Annotated in this window: 14 protein-coding genes and 1 pseudogene; 7 read left to right on the top strand and 8 right to left on the bottom strand. The window is 70.0% G+C overall.

All coding sequences use genetic code 11. The features are described 5' to 3' along the window. Positions 1–78: 78 nt before the first annotated feature. On the bottom strand, positions 79–369 hold the full coding sequence (locus WME76_RS24895; RefSeq protein ID WP_437954775.1) for a hypothetical protein: 291 nt from the start codon (positions 367–369) through the stop codon (positions 79–81). 1,571 nt (positions 370–1,940) lie between these two features. Between WME76_RS24895 and WME76_RS24890 the strand changes: the two genes are divergently transcribed. From WME76_RS24890 to tnpC, 4 genes are all read left to right on the top strand, one after another. Continuing rightward, entirely contained in the window at positions 1,941–2,210 is a 270-nt protein-coding gene (locus WME76_RS24890; protein WP_437954774.1) for a hypothetical protein, read from the top strand. 429 nt (positions 2,211–2,639) lie between these two features. Further along, on the top strand, positions 2,640–2,963 hold the full coding sequence (gene tnpA, locus WME76_RS24885) for an IS66 family insertion sequence element accessory protein TnpA (RefSeq protein WP_436617722.1): 324 nt from the start codon (positions 2,640–2,642) through the stop codon (positions 2,961–2,963). Positions 2,964–2,974: 11 nt separating this feature from the next. Further along, entirely contained in the window at positions 2,975–3,316 is a 342-nt protein-coding gene (tnpB, locus tag WME76_RS24880; RefSeq protein WP_437297537.1) for an IS66 family insertion sequence element accessory protein TnpB, read from the top strand. Positions 3,317–3,366: 50 nt separating this feature from the next. After that, positions 3,367–5,274, top strand: coding sequence for an IS66 family transposase (gene tnpC / locus WME76_RS24875; RefSeq protein ID WP_437954773.1), 1,908 nt, complete (start codon positions 3,367–3,369; stop codon positions 5,272–5,274). A gap of 72 nt (positions 5,275–5,346) precedes the next feature. Here the strand turns inward: tnpC and WME76_RS24870 are convergent, their stop codons facing one another. Both WME76_RS24870 and WME76_RS24865 read right to left on the bottom strand, forming a co-directional pair. Beyond that, positions 5,347–6,216 carry a transposase gene (locus tag WME76_RS24870; protein WP_437962157.1) on the bottom strand — a complete coding sequence of 290 codons (870 nt, stop codon included), beginning with the start codon at positions 6,214–6,216 and terminating at the stop codon, positions 5,347–5,349. After that, positions 6,180–7,016, bottom strand: a pseudogene (locus WME76_RS24865) (transposase zinc-binding domain-containing protein); the annotation flags it as partial. The pseudogene WME76_RS24865 and the gene WME76_RS24870, both read right to left, overlap by 37 nt. Between WME76_RS24865 and WME76_RS24860 the strand changes: the two are divergent. Further along, the gene (locus tag WME76_RS24860; RefSeq protein ID WP_437954772.1) at positions 6,988–7,473 is read left to right on the top strand and encodes a hypothetical protein; all 486 of its coding nucleotides are present in this window, start codon (positions 6,988–6,990) and stop codon (positions 7,471–7,473) included. The pseudogene WME76_RS24865 and the gene WME76_RS24860 overlap by 29 nt on opposite strands. Positions 7,474–8,053: 580 nt before the next feature. Continuing rightward, positions 8,054–8,332 (top strand): hypothetical protein, encoded by a 279-nt coding sequence (locus WME76_RS24855; protein ID WP_437954771.1) that lies wholly within the window; start codon positions 8,054–8,056, stop codon positions 8,330–8,332. 392 nt (positions 8,333–8,724) lie between these two features. Here the strand turns inward: WME76_RS24855 and WME76_RS24850 are convergent, their stop codons facing one another. The 5 genes from WME76_RS24850 to WME76_RS24830 form a co-directional block, all read right to left on the bottom strand. After that, positions 8,725–9,009: a hypothetical protein gene (locus WME76_RS24850; protein WP_437954770.1), complete on the bottom strand. Its 285-nt coding sequence runs from the start codon at positions 9,007–9,009 to the stop codon at positions 8,725–8,727. A 94-nt stretch (positions 9,010–9,103) separates the two neighbouring features. Further along, a complete protein-coding gene (locus WME76_RS24845; RefSeq protein WP_437954769.1) occupies positions 9,104–9,871 on the bottom strand; it encodes a thaumatin family protein in 768 nt (255 codons plus the stop codon). A gap of 777 nt (positions 9,872–10,648) precedes the next feature. After that, positions 10,649–11,539, bottom strand: coding sequence for a transposase zinc-binding domain-containing protein (locus tag WME76_RS24840; protein WP_437954768.1), 891 nt, complete (start codon positions 11,537–11,539; stop codon positions 10,649–10,651). Between the two features lie 612 nt (positions 11,540–12,151). Further along, positions 12,152–13,561: a PLP-dependent aminotransferase family protein gene (locus WME76_RS24835; protein ID WP_437954767.1), complete on the bottom strand. Its 1,410-nt coding sequence runs from the start codon at positions 13,559–13,561 to the stop codon at positions 12,152–12,154. A gap of 36 nt (positions 13,562–13,597) precedes the next feature. Then, positions 13,598–14,623, bottom strand: coding sequence for a helix-turn-helix transcriptional regulator (locus WME76_RS24830; RefSeq protein WP_437954766.1), 1,026 nt, complete (start codon positions 14,621–14,623; stop codon positions 13,598–13,600). A gap of 138 nt (positions 14,624–14,761) precedes the next feature. On the opposite strand from WME76_RS24830, the gene WME76_RS24825 reads away from it, so the two are divergent. After that, a complete protein-coding gene (locus WME76_RS24825; protein ID WP_437954765.1) occupies positions 14,762–15,217 on the top strand; it encodes a GFA family protein in 456 nt (151 codons plus the stop codon). The last annotated feature ends 45 nt before the right edge of the window (positions 15,218–15,262 follow it).

Raw genomic sequence — 15,262 nt, 5'->3', positions numbered from 1 at the left:
ATCGGCGTGCCGTGGGCACACGTGTCCGTCCGGGCGTTGGTCTGGCCCGGGAGGCGCGTCGCGAGACGCTATGCGGCGTCACCGGGCGCCTTGCGGCGCAGAACGGTGCTCTTCCAGTACGGCGGCCCTCGGTTGGGAGAGCGGCTCGGCGACGCCGGGCGCCTCGATGTCGAGGCGCGCGACGCCGAGCGCTCGGTCGTTCCTGTCGACGCTCACGAAGACGCGGCGCTCGCCGATGGCCTCCGCGTCGACCAGAAGCGCCGGCGCAGCGAGCCGCAGGAAGTCGTCGTTGTAACCCCAGTGCGCCTTCGACCGCCGGCAGAGCGCGGTCAGGGCGCCTGCCTCGTCGAGCCGGGCGAGGCGAATCACGGGAGGCATCCTCTCAGGGTACATCATCGTTGGCTCCGCGGACCCGGGGTCGGCCCCCGTCGACTGGGGGCCCTCCGTGGAGCTCCGTGGAGCCTCGTGCCCTGGCGTCACCCGCCGCGCCTGCTCCCCGTGGGCCCACCTACCTCCAGCCGCGCAACGATTCATCCTTACTGAAATTTATCGGGTCGCACGCAGGGCACATAAAAGAAGAAAGACACGGCTCTCGCCGTGTCTTCTTGGTGGAGGCGCCGGGAATCGAACCCGGAGACGAATCTGCGGGCCAGATGCGCGAGAGATACGGCGGACGCCGCGTCAATCGCATCGGAACGGTGTCAGAGGCCATCCGCGCTCAGTTCCGCTCGTATACCCGAGTGCCTTCTCGTGGAGCCACGTACCCTGGCATCGGGGCACACGCAGGGCACACGGCGGCGAACGAGCCCAGCCAAGGCCAGTAACGAGACGGAGAGCCGTCGAGCGATCCGCCTCGGACGCAGCGAACGAGCAAGTGAACGGGACGATGCCGAACTTGCTGACGCCCCCCTTGATCATCCACGTTGCCGGTCGCGCTCCGGCCCTCGTGTGCGAGGACCGCTTGGACGTAATGTGGTCCAGATTACCCGTTGACGCCGCCTTCCAGTAGGAGAAGCATCCGGGATCGGGGGAAGGCATGGGGCACGGGCTGAAGGCCAATGTGCGCGTGCACGTGCTGTGCGGCTGTGCCTGTGCGTTCGCCAGTAGTGTACCGGCGCCGGCACACGCACTCGAGTTCAGCGGCGGCGTCAGCGTGGGCGGGATCCAGGTCGGGATCGAGCCCAGGCTGGCCGTGAGCCCCTTCGCCGGGTGGCTTTGGCGCAGCGAGGGAGACTTCAGGCTCGAAGCCCACAATATGCTCAGCATCGTTCCAGGCGCTGGTGTCGGGTTCTACGACCGAACGGCCGTCACTCTTGGGTACGCCACGAAGTCAACGACCGTCAGCCTCGGGCCGTCCCTTGCGATCTACTCAATGCCGGTATGTAGTGCCGTGATCTGTGACCGCGTGGTGGGGGTTGCTCCAGGTGGCCGCGCCCAGTCCGAGTGGTACTTCGCCGGGCCCTTCGGCGTGTCCTCCAGCGTCCATGTGGACTGGGCTGGCGGCAGTAGTCGCGTTCTCCCCGGAAGTCTGGTTGTGACGGTGACCACTGGGCCTGTTTGGAGATTCAGGGCAAAGTCAAAATGAACAAGCTATCTATTTTTCTCTGCTTCGGTCTCGCAGCATGCAACTACGATGTGGGAGAGTGCTATGTCCGCGGTGAGGGGAACGCAGGCGCCGGCGGTAGCATCATCACCCCGACAGGAGGGGACGGGGCCTTCGGGTATGTGCCGCTGGAGCCGCAAAACGCACCGGTGGGAAGCGGATCCTATGAGGCGATGGCAGGGTGCACCCCCGACTGCCTAGAGGCGTGCAAGGAAAAGTGCGACCAAGCATGGGAACGATGCTGGGACAATTGCCCCAAAGGGGACAGGAACTGTCGGAGCCAATGCACCGAGGAGCTTGGGCGATGCCTCAAAGAGTGTGACAAGAGGTGTAAGTGATGATGGATCTAATATTCAAGGTGACCGGAGAGGGCGGCGAATCGCGTGACATCTTGGTTCGCATCCACGAGCCGACCCGAAGCACACCGGAGAAAAAGTGGCCGTGGGTTATCCCTGTGGAAGTTGACGGGCGCAGCTACAACGTACCTGGGGAGGATCCTCTAGATGCGATCGAGAACGGAGTTCGTCACGCCGCGATCCTGTTGCGCGAGCTCCATGGTGATGCGCTCGATCCGCCCATCGAGCCGCGGATGAAGGAGGGCCAATAATCGACTCACGTATGCGCCAAGCCTGCCCATGGCCGGAACCGAGACGTACTCGGCTTCAGCCCCCCTGGGTGCCGCTCGAAGACGGACGGCTCGCTCGGCTGTAACGGCCGTCGCAACGAGCGGACGCCCGAGCGCGTAGGTAAAAGAAGCCGGATCGCAGCGCGAAGAAGTGGTGCGCAGCAAACCGAAAGGGTGGGACCGCGAGCGTCGTGATGGCTCGGTCCTGGGTCGAAAGAGCGTGGTCCGGGCGGCGCCGAGCGCGCTAGGGGCGCATCGGCGTGCCGTGGGCACACGTGTCCGTCCGGGCGTTGGTCTGGCCCGGGAGGCGCGTCGCGAGACGCTATGCGGCGTCACCGGGCGCCTTGCGGCGCAGAACGGTGGTAAGCGCTGCGCGAAGCGCCGTCTCTCCCCGGCTGCGCTGTCCAGTTCATGATGGCGTGCATGACAAGGACGAAGGCGACCGAAGTGATGTGGTCCGAGCGCGTTCGGGCATGGCGCGAGAGTGGTGAAACGGCGGAGGAGTTCGCTCGGAGCCGCGGATTTGCGGCCTCGACGCTGCACGGCTGGTCGAGCCGGCTGTCGCGGGCCGAGCCACCGCGCTTTCTGCGCCTGGTGCCGAAGGCGCCCGCCGTGACGAGCAGCGCTGCGGAGCTCGTCGTCGAGGTCGGCGGAGCTCGGGTGCGCGTCGCCGCGGGGTTCGACCCCGCGCTGCTGGCGGAGGTGGTCCGTGCCCTCGGCGGAGCGGCGCGATGATTCCGGCGGGCGTGCAGGTGTTCGTCGCGCTGGAGCCGGTGGACATGCGCTACGGCTTCGAGCGGCTTTCGGGTCTCATCCGTGAGCGTGTGGGGTACGAAGCGCGCTGCGGAGCGCTGTTCGCGTTCGTCGGCAAGCGGCGGACCACGATCAAGATTCTCTTCTTCGATGGCAGTGGAATCTGCCTGTTTTCAAAACGCCTTGATCGCGGAGCGTTCGCACTTCCCGACCCCCCGACCGAGGGCGCCACGCACGTCGAGGTGGACGACGCGACGCTCGAGACCCTGCTCGACGGCATCGAGATCGCGCCCACGTCCAAACCGCGAAGGCGCGCACCGCGCCGCGTCCACTGAGCCGCACGAATTCGCTCGACAAGTACGCGTGGCTTACGTAGAGCGGCGTCGTGCACGACGCCGCCGCCAAGCCGACGCTCTCGGCCGAGCAGCAGCGCATCGCGCAGCTCGAAGCGGAGCTCGCCGCGGCAAAGAGCGAGCTCGTGGGAGCGCGCGATGCGCTCGCGCAGCTTCGGCGCGCCTACACCCGTGCGCTCGAGCAGCTGCAGCTTCTGCGACATCGACTGTTCGTGGCCAAGGCGGAGCGCGCCGAGGTGAGCGCGGAGCAGCTGGCGTTCGACTCGATGTTCCTCGAGGTCCAGCGCCTCGAGAAGGCACTCGACGCCGCCGAGCGCAACACGGGCGACGAGCGGCAGCACGACGACCCCAAGGGGCCGAAACGAAGGTCCGGCGGCAAGGGCCGTCGCGACCTGTCCGAGTCCGACCTGCCCGTCGTCCGCATCGAGCTCTCCTGCCCCGAGCTCGATGCGACGGCGACGCGCATCGGGGTCGAGGAGACCTCGCGACTCGGCTACGAGCGCGGCGGAATGCGCCGCATCGTGCTCGCACGCGTCGTGTACAAGGCCGAGCGGTCCGTCACGGATGCGAGCAGCTCTGGCGAGGGGGAAGCGGCCCCGCTCCAGGTCGTCGCGAGAGAAGCCCCGACGCCGACGCCCGCTGCGAGCGTCAGCCCGGAGGACGCGGCAGCGGCCGGCGAGCCGAGCGCTTCCTCCACAGCGCTCGACGCGCCCTCGCTCGATGCGCCGCCGCCGGCGCCGACGGGCGAGACCTGCACGGTCTTCATCACGACGCCGCTTCCGAAGGAGCTGTTCCGGCGGTCGTTCCTCGCGCCGTCGATGATTGCGCACATCCTCACCAGCAAGTACCTGCTCGGCGTCCCGTTCTATCGACTGGAGCAGCAGCTGGAGCTTCAGGGCGCGTCGCTCGATCGCGGCACGATGTGCCGCTACGCCGAAGACGTCGGTGCGACCCTGGGCGCCATCGTCGAGGCCGCGCGCAAAGAGGCCTTCGAGACCGCCTTCTGCCTGTCCACGGACGCCACCGGGGTCTCCATCCAGCCTGGGCCCATCCAGGAGCGCAAGGACAAGAAGCCCGGGCCGTGCCGCAAGGCACACTTCTTCGTCGTCCTCGCGGACAAGGATCACGTCTTCTTCGAGTACCAGCCCAAGCATACCAGCGCTGCGGTCTGCGATATGTTCCGCGGCTTCTCTCGGTATATTCAAGCTGACGCTCACGCCATCTACGACGCCCTCTTCCGCGGCACACCACCAAGAGGCGCTGCTGCCGACGAGAAGCGCGGTCCGCCCCCGACCGAAGTCGGATGCTGGTCGCATTGCCGTACCAACTTCTGGGAGGCGGCGGTCTGCAAGCACGAGCTCGGTGTCGAGGGGCTGCGTCGCATCAACGTCATCTTCGCTGCCGATCGCGCGCTCGCGGATCTTGCGCCCGCGCAGCGCAAGGTGCGCCGAGATGCCGTCGTCCGCCCTCTGGTGGACGCGTTCTTTGCCTGGGCCAGGGCCGAGCACGCGCGTCCTCGCGAGCGCGGCCTGGTCTCCACCGCGCTCGGCTACGCCCTCCATCAAGAGCAGCCCTTGCGGCGCTTCCTCGACGACGGTCGCCTGCGCCTGGAGAACAACGCCAGCGAGAGAGCGCTGAGATCCATTGCTGTCGCGAGAAAGTCCTGGCTCTTCTTCGGCAGCGACGACCACGCCTCCGCCGCGGCCAACCTCTTCTCGCTCGTGGCGAGCTGCAAGCTGCACGGGCTCGACCCGGAGGCCTACCTGGCCGACGTCATTCGCGCGATGCCCTACTGGCCGCGGGACCGCTACCTCGAGCTCGCCCCCAGGTACTGGGCGCGCACCCGCGCCCGGCTCGTCGCCGACGAGCTGAACCTCGCCCTCGGGCCGATCAGCGTCCCGCCTCCGCTTCCCGCGGAAGAGCAGCGCGCGACGAGCTGACCGAGCCGGTTCCATCGCCCCCATCCTGCACCAGCTGACCGAGGTTGGGGCCGACGGCGCTTCATGCAGCGCTTACGAACGGTGCTCTTCCAGTACGGCGGCCGCCGCGTGGACGCTGGGAGAGCGTGCTGGAACATCGGTCGGCTCGCCGAGCGCGGAGAGGAAGCGGGCGATGTTCCTTGGCTCGGTCACCATGGCGACGAGCTTCATCCGCCCCTTGCAAGCTGGGCACTCGAGGACGTCGATCGCAAATGTGCGGCGCAAGAGCTCGGCGCGGTTTGTCGACCGCCCGATAGCCGCCACGCTTGCGTTTCGAAGCGGCGTCTTCGTCCGCCTTCGTAGGCTCTTGTGGCTTCGCAGGGCGCGGTCCGATGCGCTTGCGCGCCAACGTGGGCGACTTGCCGAGGCGAGCACGCCAGCGTACTTGACGGTGTGAAAGCGCGGCGGCGGGACGCTGGCCGCGAGGCGGCACAGGAGCGAGAGCGGATCCATGTCCACCGCGACGGTCCCGTCAGCGAAGGCGCGCTTGAGCGACAGCCGCACCAGGCCGTCCTGCTGCGGCTCGACGCGCTCCTTTGCGATCGGGGGTCGCAGCACGTAACGCAGCAGCGCCTCCCTCGCCGCGGCATGGTGCGCACCGGCGCGCGTCGCTGCGTGCAAGGTGAAGCCATCGAGCGCAGCGCACAGCGGCTTGTCGTACGCGAGCGCGCTCGGCGAAGACGGCGAGAGCCCGCGGAGCCATTGCGGGGCGACGACGTGTGGCGCGACTCTCGTCCCGAGACGGCGGAGGCACAGAGCGCTGCCTCGGGCTCGCCGTCCTCCTCGACGTCGTGCTCGATGTCGAGATGCCCGTGCCGCCGAAGGGTTCGGAGCATCCGCCCGACGGCGTGCTCTATGACCTGACCGACCTCGCCCGTTCGCAGGTGACCGAGCTCGTTCCACACGAGCTCGGTGCCGTCTTCGTGATAAGCCCCGTCGAGGAAGACCACGTGCAGATGCGGATTGAGCCGCATGTCGCCGGACCTGCGTTGCACGGCGGTCACCGCGCCGCTCTTGACCGCGCCGCACGCGCCTCGGCGCGCACCGCGCTCTTCGTAGAACCGCTCCACGCTCTCGACGAAGAGGCGGGTCAGCACGCCGAACAACGCCCCGTCCTGGGCGAGCCTGCGCCGCCACGGAAACGGAGACGTCACCCCCCACGGACGGTGCGCCACCTCGGGCAGGACGTCCTCGATCAGGTTCGCCGCCGTGGCACACATGCGTCGGCCCAGACACGACGGGCAGAAACCGCGTCCTTTACAGCTGAAGGCCACCAGCCGACTCTCTTCGCAGCGCTCGCACCGGAGCCGCGCGAACCCGCGGCAGAGCAGCCCGCAGTCGAGGTAGGCTTCGATCTCCTTCTTCGCGTGCTTGGGTATCCGGACCGCGATGGCGCCGTCGTCGATGGCCCCGTACAGCGTCTCCACGTTGTCGCGCACGATCTCGTAGAGCGTCGTCTTCTCGGGGCGACGGCGCTCGTAGACGACGCCCGTGGTGCGAGCCGCGCTGGCCACACGGCGCCGACACCGCACGCCGCGCACTCCACGACGAGTTCGCGGCCAAGCGCGATCACGGCGAGTGGTTCCGCCCTTCGCCGGCACTCGTGGCGAAGATCGAGGAGATCCGCTCCAGCCGCCGCCGGCTCGTGGGCACGAACCGATGGGAGGCAGCCCGATGACCGAGGCGCTCGAGAGGACAGCCATCCACGAGGCGGGGCACGCCGTGCTCTCCTGCCTGCTCCGGGTGCCCTTCCGACGGGTGACCATCAAGCCGCGTGGGGACAGCGCTGGCCGGGGGGTGGGCACACCGTGGCCGTTCTTGTTCCGCCCCGACCTGCCCGGTCAGGGGCCGCGCGTCGCGCGCCGGCTGGAAGCCGAGATCATGGTCCTGTTCGGCGGCTACCTCGCAGAGGTCGAGCGCTACGGCGGCGAGCCTGCCGAGTGGGGCTGGAGCGGGGACCGTGAGCAGATCGCGGACCTGGGGTTGTACTTGGCCGGGCCGCAGGCGCAGCGGGCTGTCGACGAACTCCGCGACCGCGCCCGCGGCCACCTCCGCGCCGCGTGGCCTGCTGTCGAGGCCACCGCGCAGAAGCTCCTGGAGGTGCGGACGCTGCGTGCCGCCGAAGCGAGGCGGCTGTACCTCGCGGCGAAGCCGGCCTAGATCTGCAGCGCTGGTGCGGCTGGCGCCGGTGTTCGAGGCGATCGACGTGGCGCTGGCGGAGGAGGGCGAGACCCCCGCGTCGGGGGCGCGGCGCGCGGAGGACGCGGGCGCTGACGCGGCGGAGTGAGGGCGGCAACGCGCGCGCCACGGCGGCGCGCGACCTGCTTCCGCCCGGCTGCGGCTCCTGTACTCTTGTCGGATGAGACGAGTCAGGATCGCCGCGGCCGTACTCGCCGCAATGTTGCTCGCTGCGGTCACGGCACATGCAGAGCCCCAGACTGCTTTGCAGAAGCTGAGGGAGATAGAGAGGCGCAAAGCCAGAGCCACGGCGGCCGCAGCAGGTTCAGCTCCTACCCCCGCAGCTACCCCCGCAGCTACCCCCGCAGCTCCTACCCCCGCAGCTACCCCCGCAGCTCCTACCCCCGCGTCAGCGGCCGCTGCCTGTGACGAGGCCGACGGCCCGGAACTCCGGGCCAAGCTGCAACAACTGGCGCTGGCCGAACTGGATCGCGAGATCGAGAAGCTAGCCGAACACCGGGATGAGCTTGCTTGGTACAATCGCCTCGGACGAGTTATGTTCGTGGTCGTCCACATCATCCTTGGCGTAGCATTGTGGATGGCGTGGCTGGAGTTTGATAACGCTCGAAAAACGCGCGCCAAGGTTGCCCCGCTGAAGGGGGCTGCCGCGAAGGGCAAAGGGAAGCCTGAGCCTGACGACGAGGCGGCGCACGAGTTGAAGCTGGGACTTGACGGCATCGCCTTCAAGTCGTCGCTTCAGGGCACGGCTATTCTGGCGCTAGCGTTGGCGTTCTATGCTCTTTACCTAAAGTTTGTGTACCCGATCGTGCTCCTGCCCTGAGCGCGCCCGCGCGCCGGGCCTCTACGTCGCCACCTCGAGGTCGCGCCCTCGGCGAGCGGGGGGCGGCGGGGTGTCCACGCCGCGGCGCGAGCTCGCCGGCGCCGACGGCGCCGACGGCGCCCGCAGGGTAGCCGGGAGCGCCGCCGCCTCGCGCGTAGGTAAAAGAAGCCGGAGCGCGTAGGTAAAAGAAGCCGGCTCGCAGCGCGAAGAAGTGTAGCGCAGCAAACCGAAAGGGTGGGACCGCGAGCGTCGTGATGGCTCGGTCCTGGGTCGAAAGAGCGTGGTCCGGGCGGCGCCGAGCGCGCTAGGGGCGCATCGGCGTGCCGTGGGCACACGTGTCCGTCCGGGCGTTGGTCTGGCCCGGGAGGCGCGTCGCGAGACGCTATGCGGCGTCACCGGGCGCCTTGCGGCGCAGAACGGTGCTTTTCCAGTACGGTGGCCGCCGCGTGGACGCTGGGAGAGCGTGCTGGAACATCGGTCGGCTCGCCGAGCGCGGAGAGGAAGCGGGCGATGTTCCTTGGCTCGGTCACCATGGCGACGAGCTTCATCCGCCCCTTGCAGATGGTGTCGGGGAGCGCGGCGGGCTCTCGGCGCCCCCGGCGCGGCCCCGGGGTCACCGGGAGGCGGCGGCCGCCCTCCGGAGCTTGCTTGCGCGCGCGGCGGTCCTTGGTGGCCACGCGGCTGACCTAGCACGGAGCGCCGCGCCCGGGGATCCCCGGTTCGGTCGTGCCGCGGGGATTGAGCCGGGCGCGAGAATGCCGAGGAGCTCGGTCAAGGGCAGAACACGATGTCGTAGTCTTCCCCCGCGCAGGCGGCCATCGACTCCTGGTCGTCCCCCGACCAGGAATAGGCATCCTTGCATTGCTCTTCGAAGTACACGGCCACGGGGTTCGTGGGATCGTCCCGGTCGGGGCTCACGCAGGAGATCGTCGCGCCGCTCGCGTCCTCGTAGCGGCCCACCTCCGGACATCGCGCGAGCAGGCTCTCCGGACACGCCAGCGTGCGGCAGTCCGGCAGGCCGACGGGCACGATCGCCAGGGGGAGGTTGTGCGCGTCCACGTGGCTGATGTTGTACCAGTCGAAATCGTTGAAATCGGTGTTGAGGGTCATCTCGGCCAGCGTGTGTCGGCCGCCGCCGGGATCCGAACCGGCATACGCCCAGTAGCGCAGCGACGACAGCGGCTCCTCGCTGGTGCCCACGTCGCGGCACGCGAACTGCCCCGGGCCGAGCTCCCCGCCCTCGATGAGGCTGCCCAGGAACTGGAGCGGCTCGTCGCACCGGTTGACGAAGGCCAGCGTGGACTTCCCGTCCCCGGGAGTGCGGCAGTCGACCTCGACCGGATCGCCGGGCGGCTGGCCTGTCGACGAGCTGCTGGCCTCGCTCGACGAGGCCCCGCCGGCCGAGCTGGACGCGGAGCTCACCGAGCTGGATCCGCCGCCCGTGGCGCCGGGCGAGGCGTCCTGCCCGGGGTCGGCGCAGCCGGCGTCGAGCAGCGCAAAGGCGAGCGGCAGGGCCGCGATCTTCCAGCGTTGCGACATGGCGGTCTTCCTTGCAGCGTGTCTCGGGAAGAGAATACAGAACGTCCGGAACGATGTCCCGCCCGCCGAGCTCGACGCATGGCAGCGGAGCCGGCGACCAAGGCCCGCGGGCCGACTGCCATGCGGCCCTTGGGCCATCGAGCTCCCTCGCATGCGCCACGGCACAATCTGGCACGCAGCGCTATCGTGCACCGAGCGTCTGAATCGCCGCGAGCAGCGCTTTCGCATTCTCCCGCCCTGGCACCGGAGCTGCATGGTCGGTACAGCCATGAACAACAGATCGGTCTTCGTCGCTTTGATTCCGCTCGTGCTGACCGCCTGCGACCCTGCTTTCTGGGACGGCGGCTCGGTGGATATCTCCGACGTCTTCAACGGCGGCGCGCACGATCCGCCGGATTCGAACGATCCTCCGGGGCCGCCTGGCACCGGCGGCGCGGGCGGCGCCGGGGGTGGCGATACGGGTCCGCTGTCGGCGGCCGTCGCGATGACGCGCGCGCAGCGCGAAGCCCTCATGCAGGCATATTACGATCAGATCATGAACGAGACCGGCACCGTGGTCTCGACCGCGGCGGCCGGCGGGCAGCCCGACCAGGATCCCAACGATCTGATGCTCCACATCTCGGACATGGGCGAGTCCTGTGATGTCTATCCGAGGTCCCTCCCCTGCGGTGAGCACTGGCAGCTGCGCTTCGTCCTGCCGATCGCCTACCAGCAGGTCGGCGTCTACGAACTCGACGATTTCGCGCTCCACGCCTCGGTCTTCGAGACGGGCGCGCCCTACTCGCCAGCGCCGGACGACTGCCCGATGGGCGGCGGCACGCTCTTCGGCTCGGGCACGCTCGAGATCCTCGCGATCGACAGCGCCGAGGTGCGGTTCCGCGTGACCACCACTGCGGCGCTCATGGGCGGCAACCCGAGCGGTGAGTACACGGCGCCGCGCTGTCCGTGACGACGCTGCGACGACGACGCGCGCGCGCGCCGCGCGGCGGCGGGCGCGGCGTTGCCGTGAGGGGGGCCGAAGCCGGGTCGTGCGGCTCCGCCCGAGCCGGGTGAGCGGCGTGAAACCGATGCGATCCGGCCCGCTCGTTCCACGCTCTCGACGAAGATGCGGGTCAGCACGCCGAACAACGCCCCGTCCTGGGCGAGCCTGCGCCGCCACGGAAACGGAGACGTCACCCCCCACGGACGGTGCGCCACCTCGGGCAGGACGTCCTCGATCAGGTTCGCCGCCGTGGAACACATGCGTCGGACCAGACACGACGGGCAGAAACCGCGTCCTTTACAGCTGAAGGCCACCAGCCGACTCTCTTCGCAGCGCTCGCACCGGAGCCGCGCGAACCCGCGGCAGAGCAGCCCGCAGTCGAGGTAGGCTTCGATCTCCTTCTTCGCGTGCTTGGGTATCCGGACCGCGATGGCGCCGTCGTCGATGGCCCCGTACAGCGTCTCCACGTTGTCGCGCACGATCTCGTAGAGCGTCGTCTTCTCGGGGCGACGGCGCTCGTAGACGACGCCCGTGGTGCGAGCCGCGCTGGCCACACGGCGCCGACACCGCACGCCGCACGCCACGCGGTGAGGGCGCGTTTTCGCCGCGAATTTCGACAACGAATAGGCGTTTGCGGGACTGCGCCTGAGCCGCAGCGGCGGCGAGGTCGCGGCGCAGTCCCGCAAACGCCTATTCGTTGGGCCGGGGTTGGGTCCATCCCTCCCGAGGGCGAGCGATCCGTCGTCACGCCCCCCTGAAATCCCGAAGAAAGCGACGGTCCGCGACGGTTCGCCCCCGCAGCGGAATCCTGGCGGGATTTCTGACACGCGGAACTAGCGGAGGTGGCCGACATCCGCGACAACCCGAGCGTGCCTAGGTAGACGACGGCGGCCCCGAGTTCGTGCCCGGGGACCTCGGCGTCGCCTAGGTGCGGAGCGGCCGTCCGGCGGCCCGACGCCCGCGCCGCGGCGAGGCACCGCGCCGATCGGCTCCGGCGCCCTGCGCTCGACGGCGGCCGCGCCGAGTTCCTCCTCACCGAGCCGCTGGATGGTGAACGACCACTGGCCCGAGCGCGTCCCCGGGCGCAGCGATCCGAAGCCGCGCCCTTGACGACCCGCGCCGCCGGCACCGGCACGGGCGCGCCCATGGCCCCGTACAGCTCCCCCGGCCTCCCCGCGCCTGCCACGCAGCTGTCGGGCACAGCAGCCAACATTTCGAAACTATTCAGGTTTATTTCTGCGTCTCCGAATTGTTTTCCCCTTGCAGAGCGCATCGCCGCAGACGCGGCGACGGAGGGCTCACGGCGAACTGCTCTCACGGTCCGCATGCCGCTCGACGAGGGCTCCCAGCAGCTCGAGGCCCTCGTCGAGCTTCTCGTCCGCCACGTTGCCGTAGCCGAGCACCAGCGCGTCGCCCTCGCTCGACGGCTCGGCCCGGAACTCGTCCTCGGTCGAGATCCGCAGCCCCTCCGCGCTGCAGACGTCGGTGAAGGCCGGGCCGAAGCGCCGCCCGCGGAAGCGCACGTGCAGGTGGAAGCCGGTCTCACCGCCGCCGGTGCGGACCTGATCCCCATACCGGCTCTCCAGGAAGGAGAGGATCGCCTCCAGCCGGGCGCGGTAGCGCCGCTTCATGGCGAAGACATGGCGCTCGAGGTGGCCCTCCTCGATGAAGCGGGCCAGCGTCCGCTCGTGCGGGATGGAGCCCCGGAGGTTGGTGCGCCGCACCAGGTCCGCGATCGGGCCCACGAGGTGGGGCGGGGCGATGAGGTACCCGACCCGCACGAAGGGCGCGAGGCACTTCGAGAAGGTCCCCAGGTAGACGACGCGCTCGGCGTCGAGCGAGGCGAGCGGCGGGACCGGGCTGCCACGGAAGCGGAACTCGGAGTCGTAGTCGTCCTCGAGCACAAGCCCTTCCGCCGGGGCGGCCAGCTCCAGGAACTTCACCCGCCGCTTGAGCGGCAGGAGCGCGCCTGTCGGAAACTGGTGCGAGGGCGTCAGATAGAAGAGCGCGCCGCGGGGCACCTCGCCCAGGCCGGACGGGAGCGCGCCGGCGTCGTCGACGTGCACCGGGCGGCAGCGGAACCCGGCCGAGGTGAAGGCGTCGCGGGCGAAGGTGAGCCCGGGCTCCTCGCAGAAGAGGGTCGTGGCGGGGAGGAGCCGCGAGAGCAGCGACAGCGAGTGCGAGGTGCCGGAGGTGACGCAGATCTGCGCCGGATCGGCGGCCAGCCCGCGGAACCGGTACAGGTAGTCGGAGATCGCCTGGCGCAGCCGGGCGTCGCCGAGCGGCGGGCCGTACGAGAGATCGGCGGCCTGCGCCAGCGAGATCGCGTCGTCCGCGGCGCGGCGCCACGCTTGCCGCGGGAACCTGGCGAGATCGGGGATCCCGGGGGTGAAGTCGAAGTGGATGGCGGGCCGACGCCGTCGGAGGGGCACCGCCGCCGGGACGCGGGCGTGCGGCGCCCGCGCCGGCAGCGCGGCGGCGTAGGTCCCGTGGCCCGCGCGGGTCTCGAAATAGCCCTCACCGGTGAGCTGCTCGTAGGCGTCCGTCACCAGCCGCCGGGAGATCCCCAGCTCCGCCGCCAGCAGGCGCGACGGCGGGAGCCTGTCGCCGGGCGCGAGCTCGCCGGCGACGACCGCCTTGCGCAGCCCGTCCGCGAGCTGCAGCGCCAGCGAGCGCCGCGAGGCGCGATCGAGCACGATGCCGAACACGGGCCCAACATAGCCCTTCTCCCGGGCAAGAAGGCATCATGCGACCGTGGTGTCCGGGCGGCCGACAGGAGGCCCAGAGGCGCCTGGGCCCTGCGCCGCCGCTCCGGCGCGCCCCGCGGCCCGGCCGAGGCGATCGGCCAGGCGGCGGAGGACCTCGATCAGCTCCTGCGGCTCGTGCACCTCGAACTCGAACCCCATGAACCCGAGGTGGAACGCGAGCGACTCGAGGGTCCCGCCGCCGGTGTGGACCACGCAGCGGTCCGGCGCCAGCGGCTCGACGCGCCCCGCCACGCCGGAGAGCTGCGCCGAGACGACGTCCGCGGGCGCCTGCACCGTCACGCGCGCGCGGAACCGGTACGTGTCCGTCGAGACCGACTGCGACACGTAGGCGGCCACGTCCTCGGCGGGCAGCGGGCGCGGCTTGAAGCGGCCCGCCGCCCTCGGTCTGCCCTGGATGCGATCGACGCGGAACGTCCGCCACGCCTCGCGATGGAGGTCGTACGAGAGCAGGTACCAGCGGCGGCTCGTGTGCACGAGCCGGTACGGCTCGACGACGCGCGCGCTCGCCGCGCCGCTGTGGCTGCTGTAGTCGAAGTGCAGCACCTCGGCGTCGCGGCAGGCGTTCGCCATCGCGGCGAGCGCGTCCGCGTCGAAGGTGGGCCCGCCCTCGCCCAGCCGCACGCTCACGGCCTCGAGCGCGCTCACCTTGCGCCGGAGCCGCTTCGGGAGCACCTGATCGAGCTTCGCGAGCGCGCGCACCGACGCCTCCTCCAGCCCCTTCACGGGCCCGGTCGCCGCGGCGCGCAGCCCGACGGCGACGGCGACCGCCTCGTCGTCCTCGAGCGGGAGCGGCGGCAGCTCCTTCCCGGCGCCGAGCTGGTACCCGCCGCCGGTGCCCGTGGCCGCGTGCACCGGGTACCCGAGGCTCCGGAGCCGGTCCACGTCGCGCCGGACGCTGCGCTCGGTGATCTCGAGCTCGCGGGCGAGCTCCCCGCCCGTCCAGAAGCGCCGGGACTGCAGCAGCGACAGCAGCTTCAGCAAGCGCGCGGAGGTCTGGATCACGTGCCGCTCCTCGTCCTCACGTCGCTCTTCCTGGATCCTTGCGGACCGAATCTGTCCGCAAGCCAGTGTAGCCTCCTCTCATCACGCGGGCGAGCCGCCGAAGGCGCCGCGCCCCCTCAATCCCTGGAGCTTTCCCCCATGAGCAACGCCGCTTCCGCGCAGACCACGACGACCCCCGGCGCCCGGACCTACAGGGGGAGCTGCGCCTGCCGCGCCGTTCGCTTCGAGGCCGACTTCGACCCGAGCGCCGGGACGACCCAGTGCAACTGCACCATCTGCGCGAAGACGAGGTGGTGGGGTATCATCGTGAAGCCGAGCGCCTTCCGCCTCGTCGCCGGCGAGGAGGTCCTCGGCGACTTCTCGCGGTCCGAGGCCGGCCATGCCCGCTTCTGCAAGACCTGCGGGGTCCGCGTCTTCGGGCACGGAGACCTCCCGATGCTCGGCGGGGCGTACTGCACCGTGAACCTGAACTGCCTCGACGACGCGGATCTCTCCGGGGTCCCGGTCACGTACCTCGACGGGCTCCACAACACGTGGGAGCAGCTCGCCGTGGCGCCGTACGTGGATCCGGTCACGGCCGCGAAGAGGGCCTGAAGCGAGGCGGCAGGTCCGGCGCGCGCCGGTGATCGACCCCGTGAC

This window comes from Sorangium sp. So ce119, from assembly GCF_051524405.1.
GTDB lineage: Bacteria > Myxococcota_A > Polyangia > Polyangiales > Polyangiaceae > Sorangium > Sorangium cellulosum_G.
The sequence above is the reverse complement of the archived record's forward strand: the minus strand, read 5'-3'. Positions and strand labels throughout refer to the sequence as shown.

Excerpts from the sequence above, each read along its gene's own strand:
- WME76_RS24860 (WP_437954772.1), top strand. The coding sequence starts at position 6,988 with ATGACCGAGGCGCTCGAGAGGACAGCCATCCACGAGGCGGGGCACGCC.
- WME76_RS24825 (WP_437954765.1), top strand. The coding sequence starts at position 14,762 with ATGAGCAACGCCGCTTCCGCGCAGACCACGACGACCCCCGGCGCCCGG.
- WME76_RS24845 (WP_437954769.1), bottom strand. The coding sequence starts at position 9,871 with ATGTCGCAACGCTGGAAGATCGCGGCCCTGCCGCTCGCCTTTGCGCTG.
- WME76_RS24890 (WP_437954774.1), top strand. The coding sequence starts at position 1,941 with ATGATGGATCTAATATTCAAGGTGACCGGAGAGGGCGGCGAATCGCGT.
- tnpA (WP_436617722.1), top strand. The coding sequence starts at position 2,640 with ATGATGGCGTGCATGACAAGGACGAAGGCGACCGAAGTGATGTGGTCC.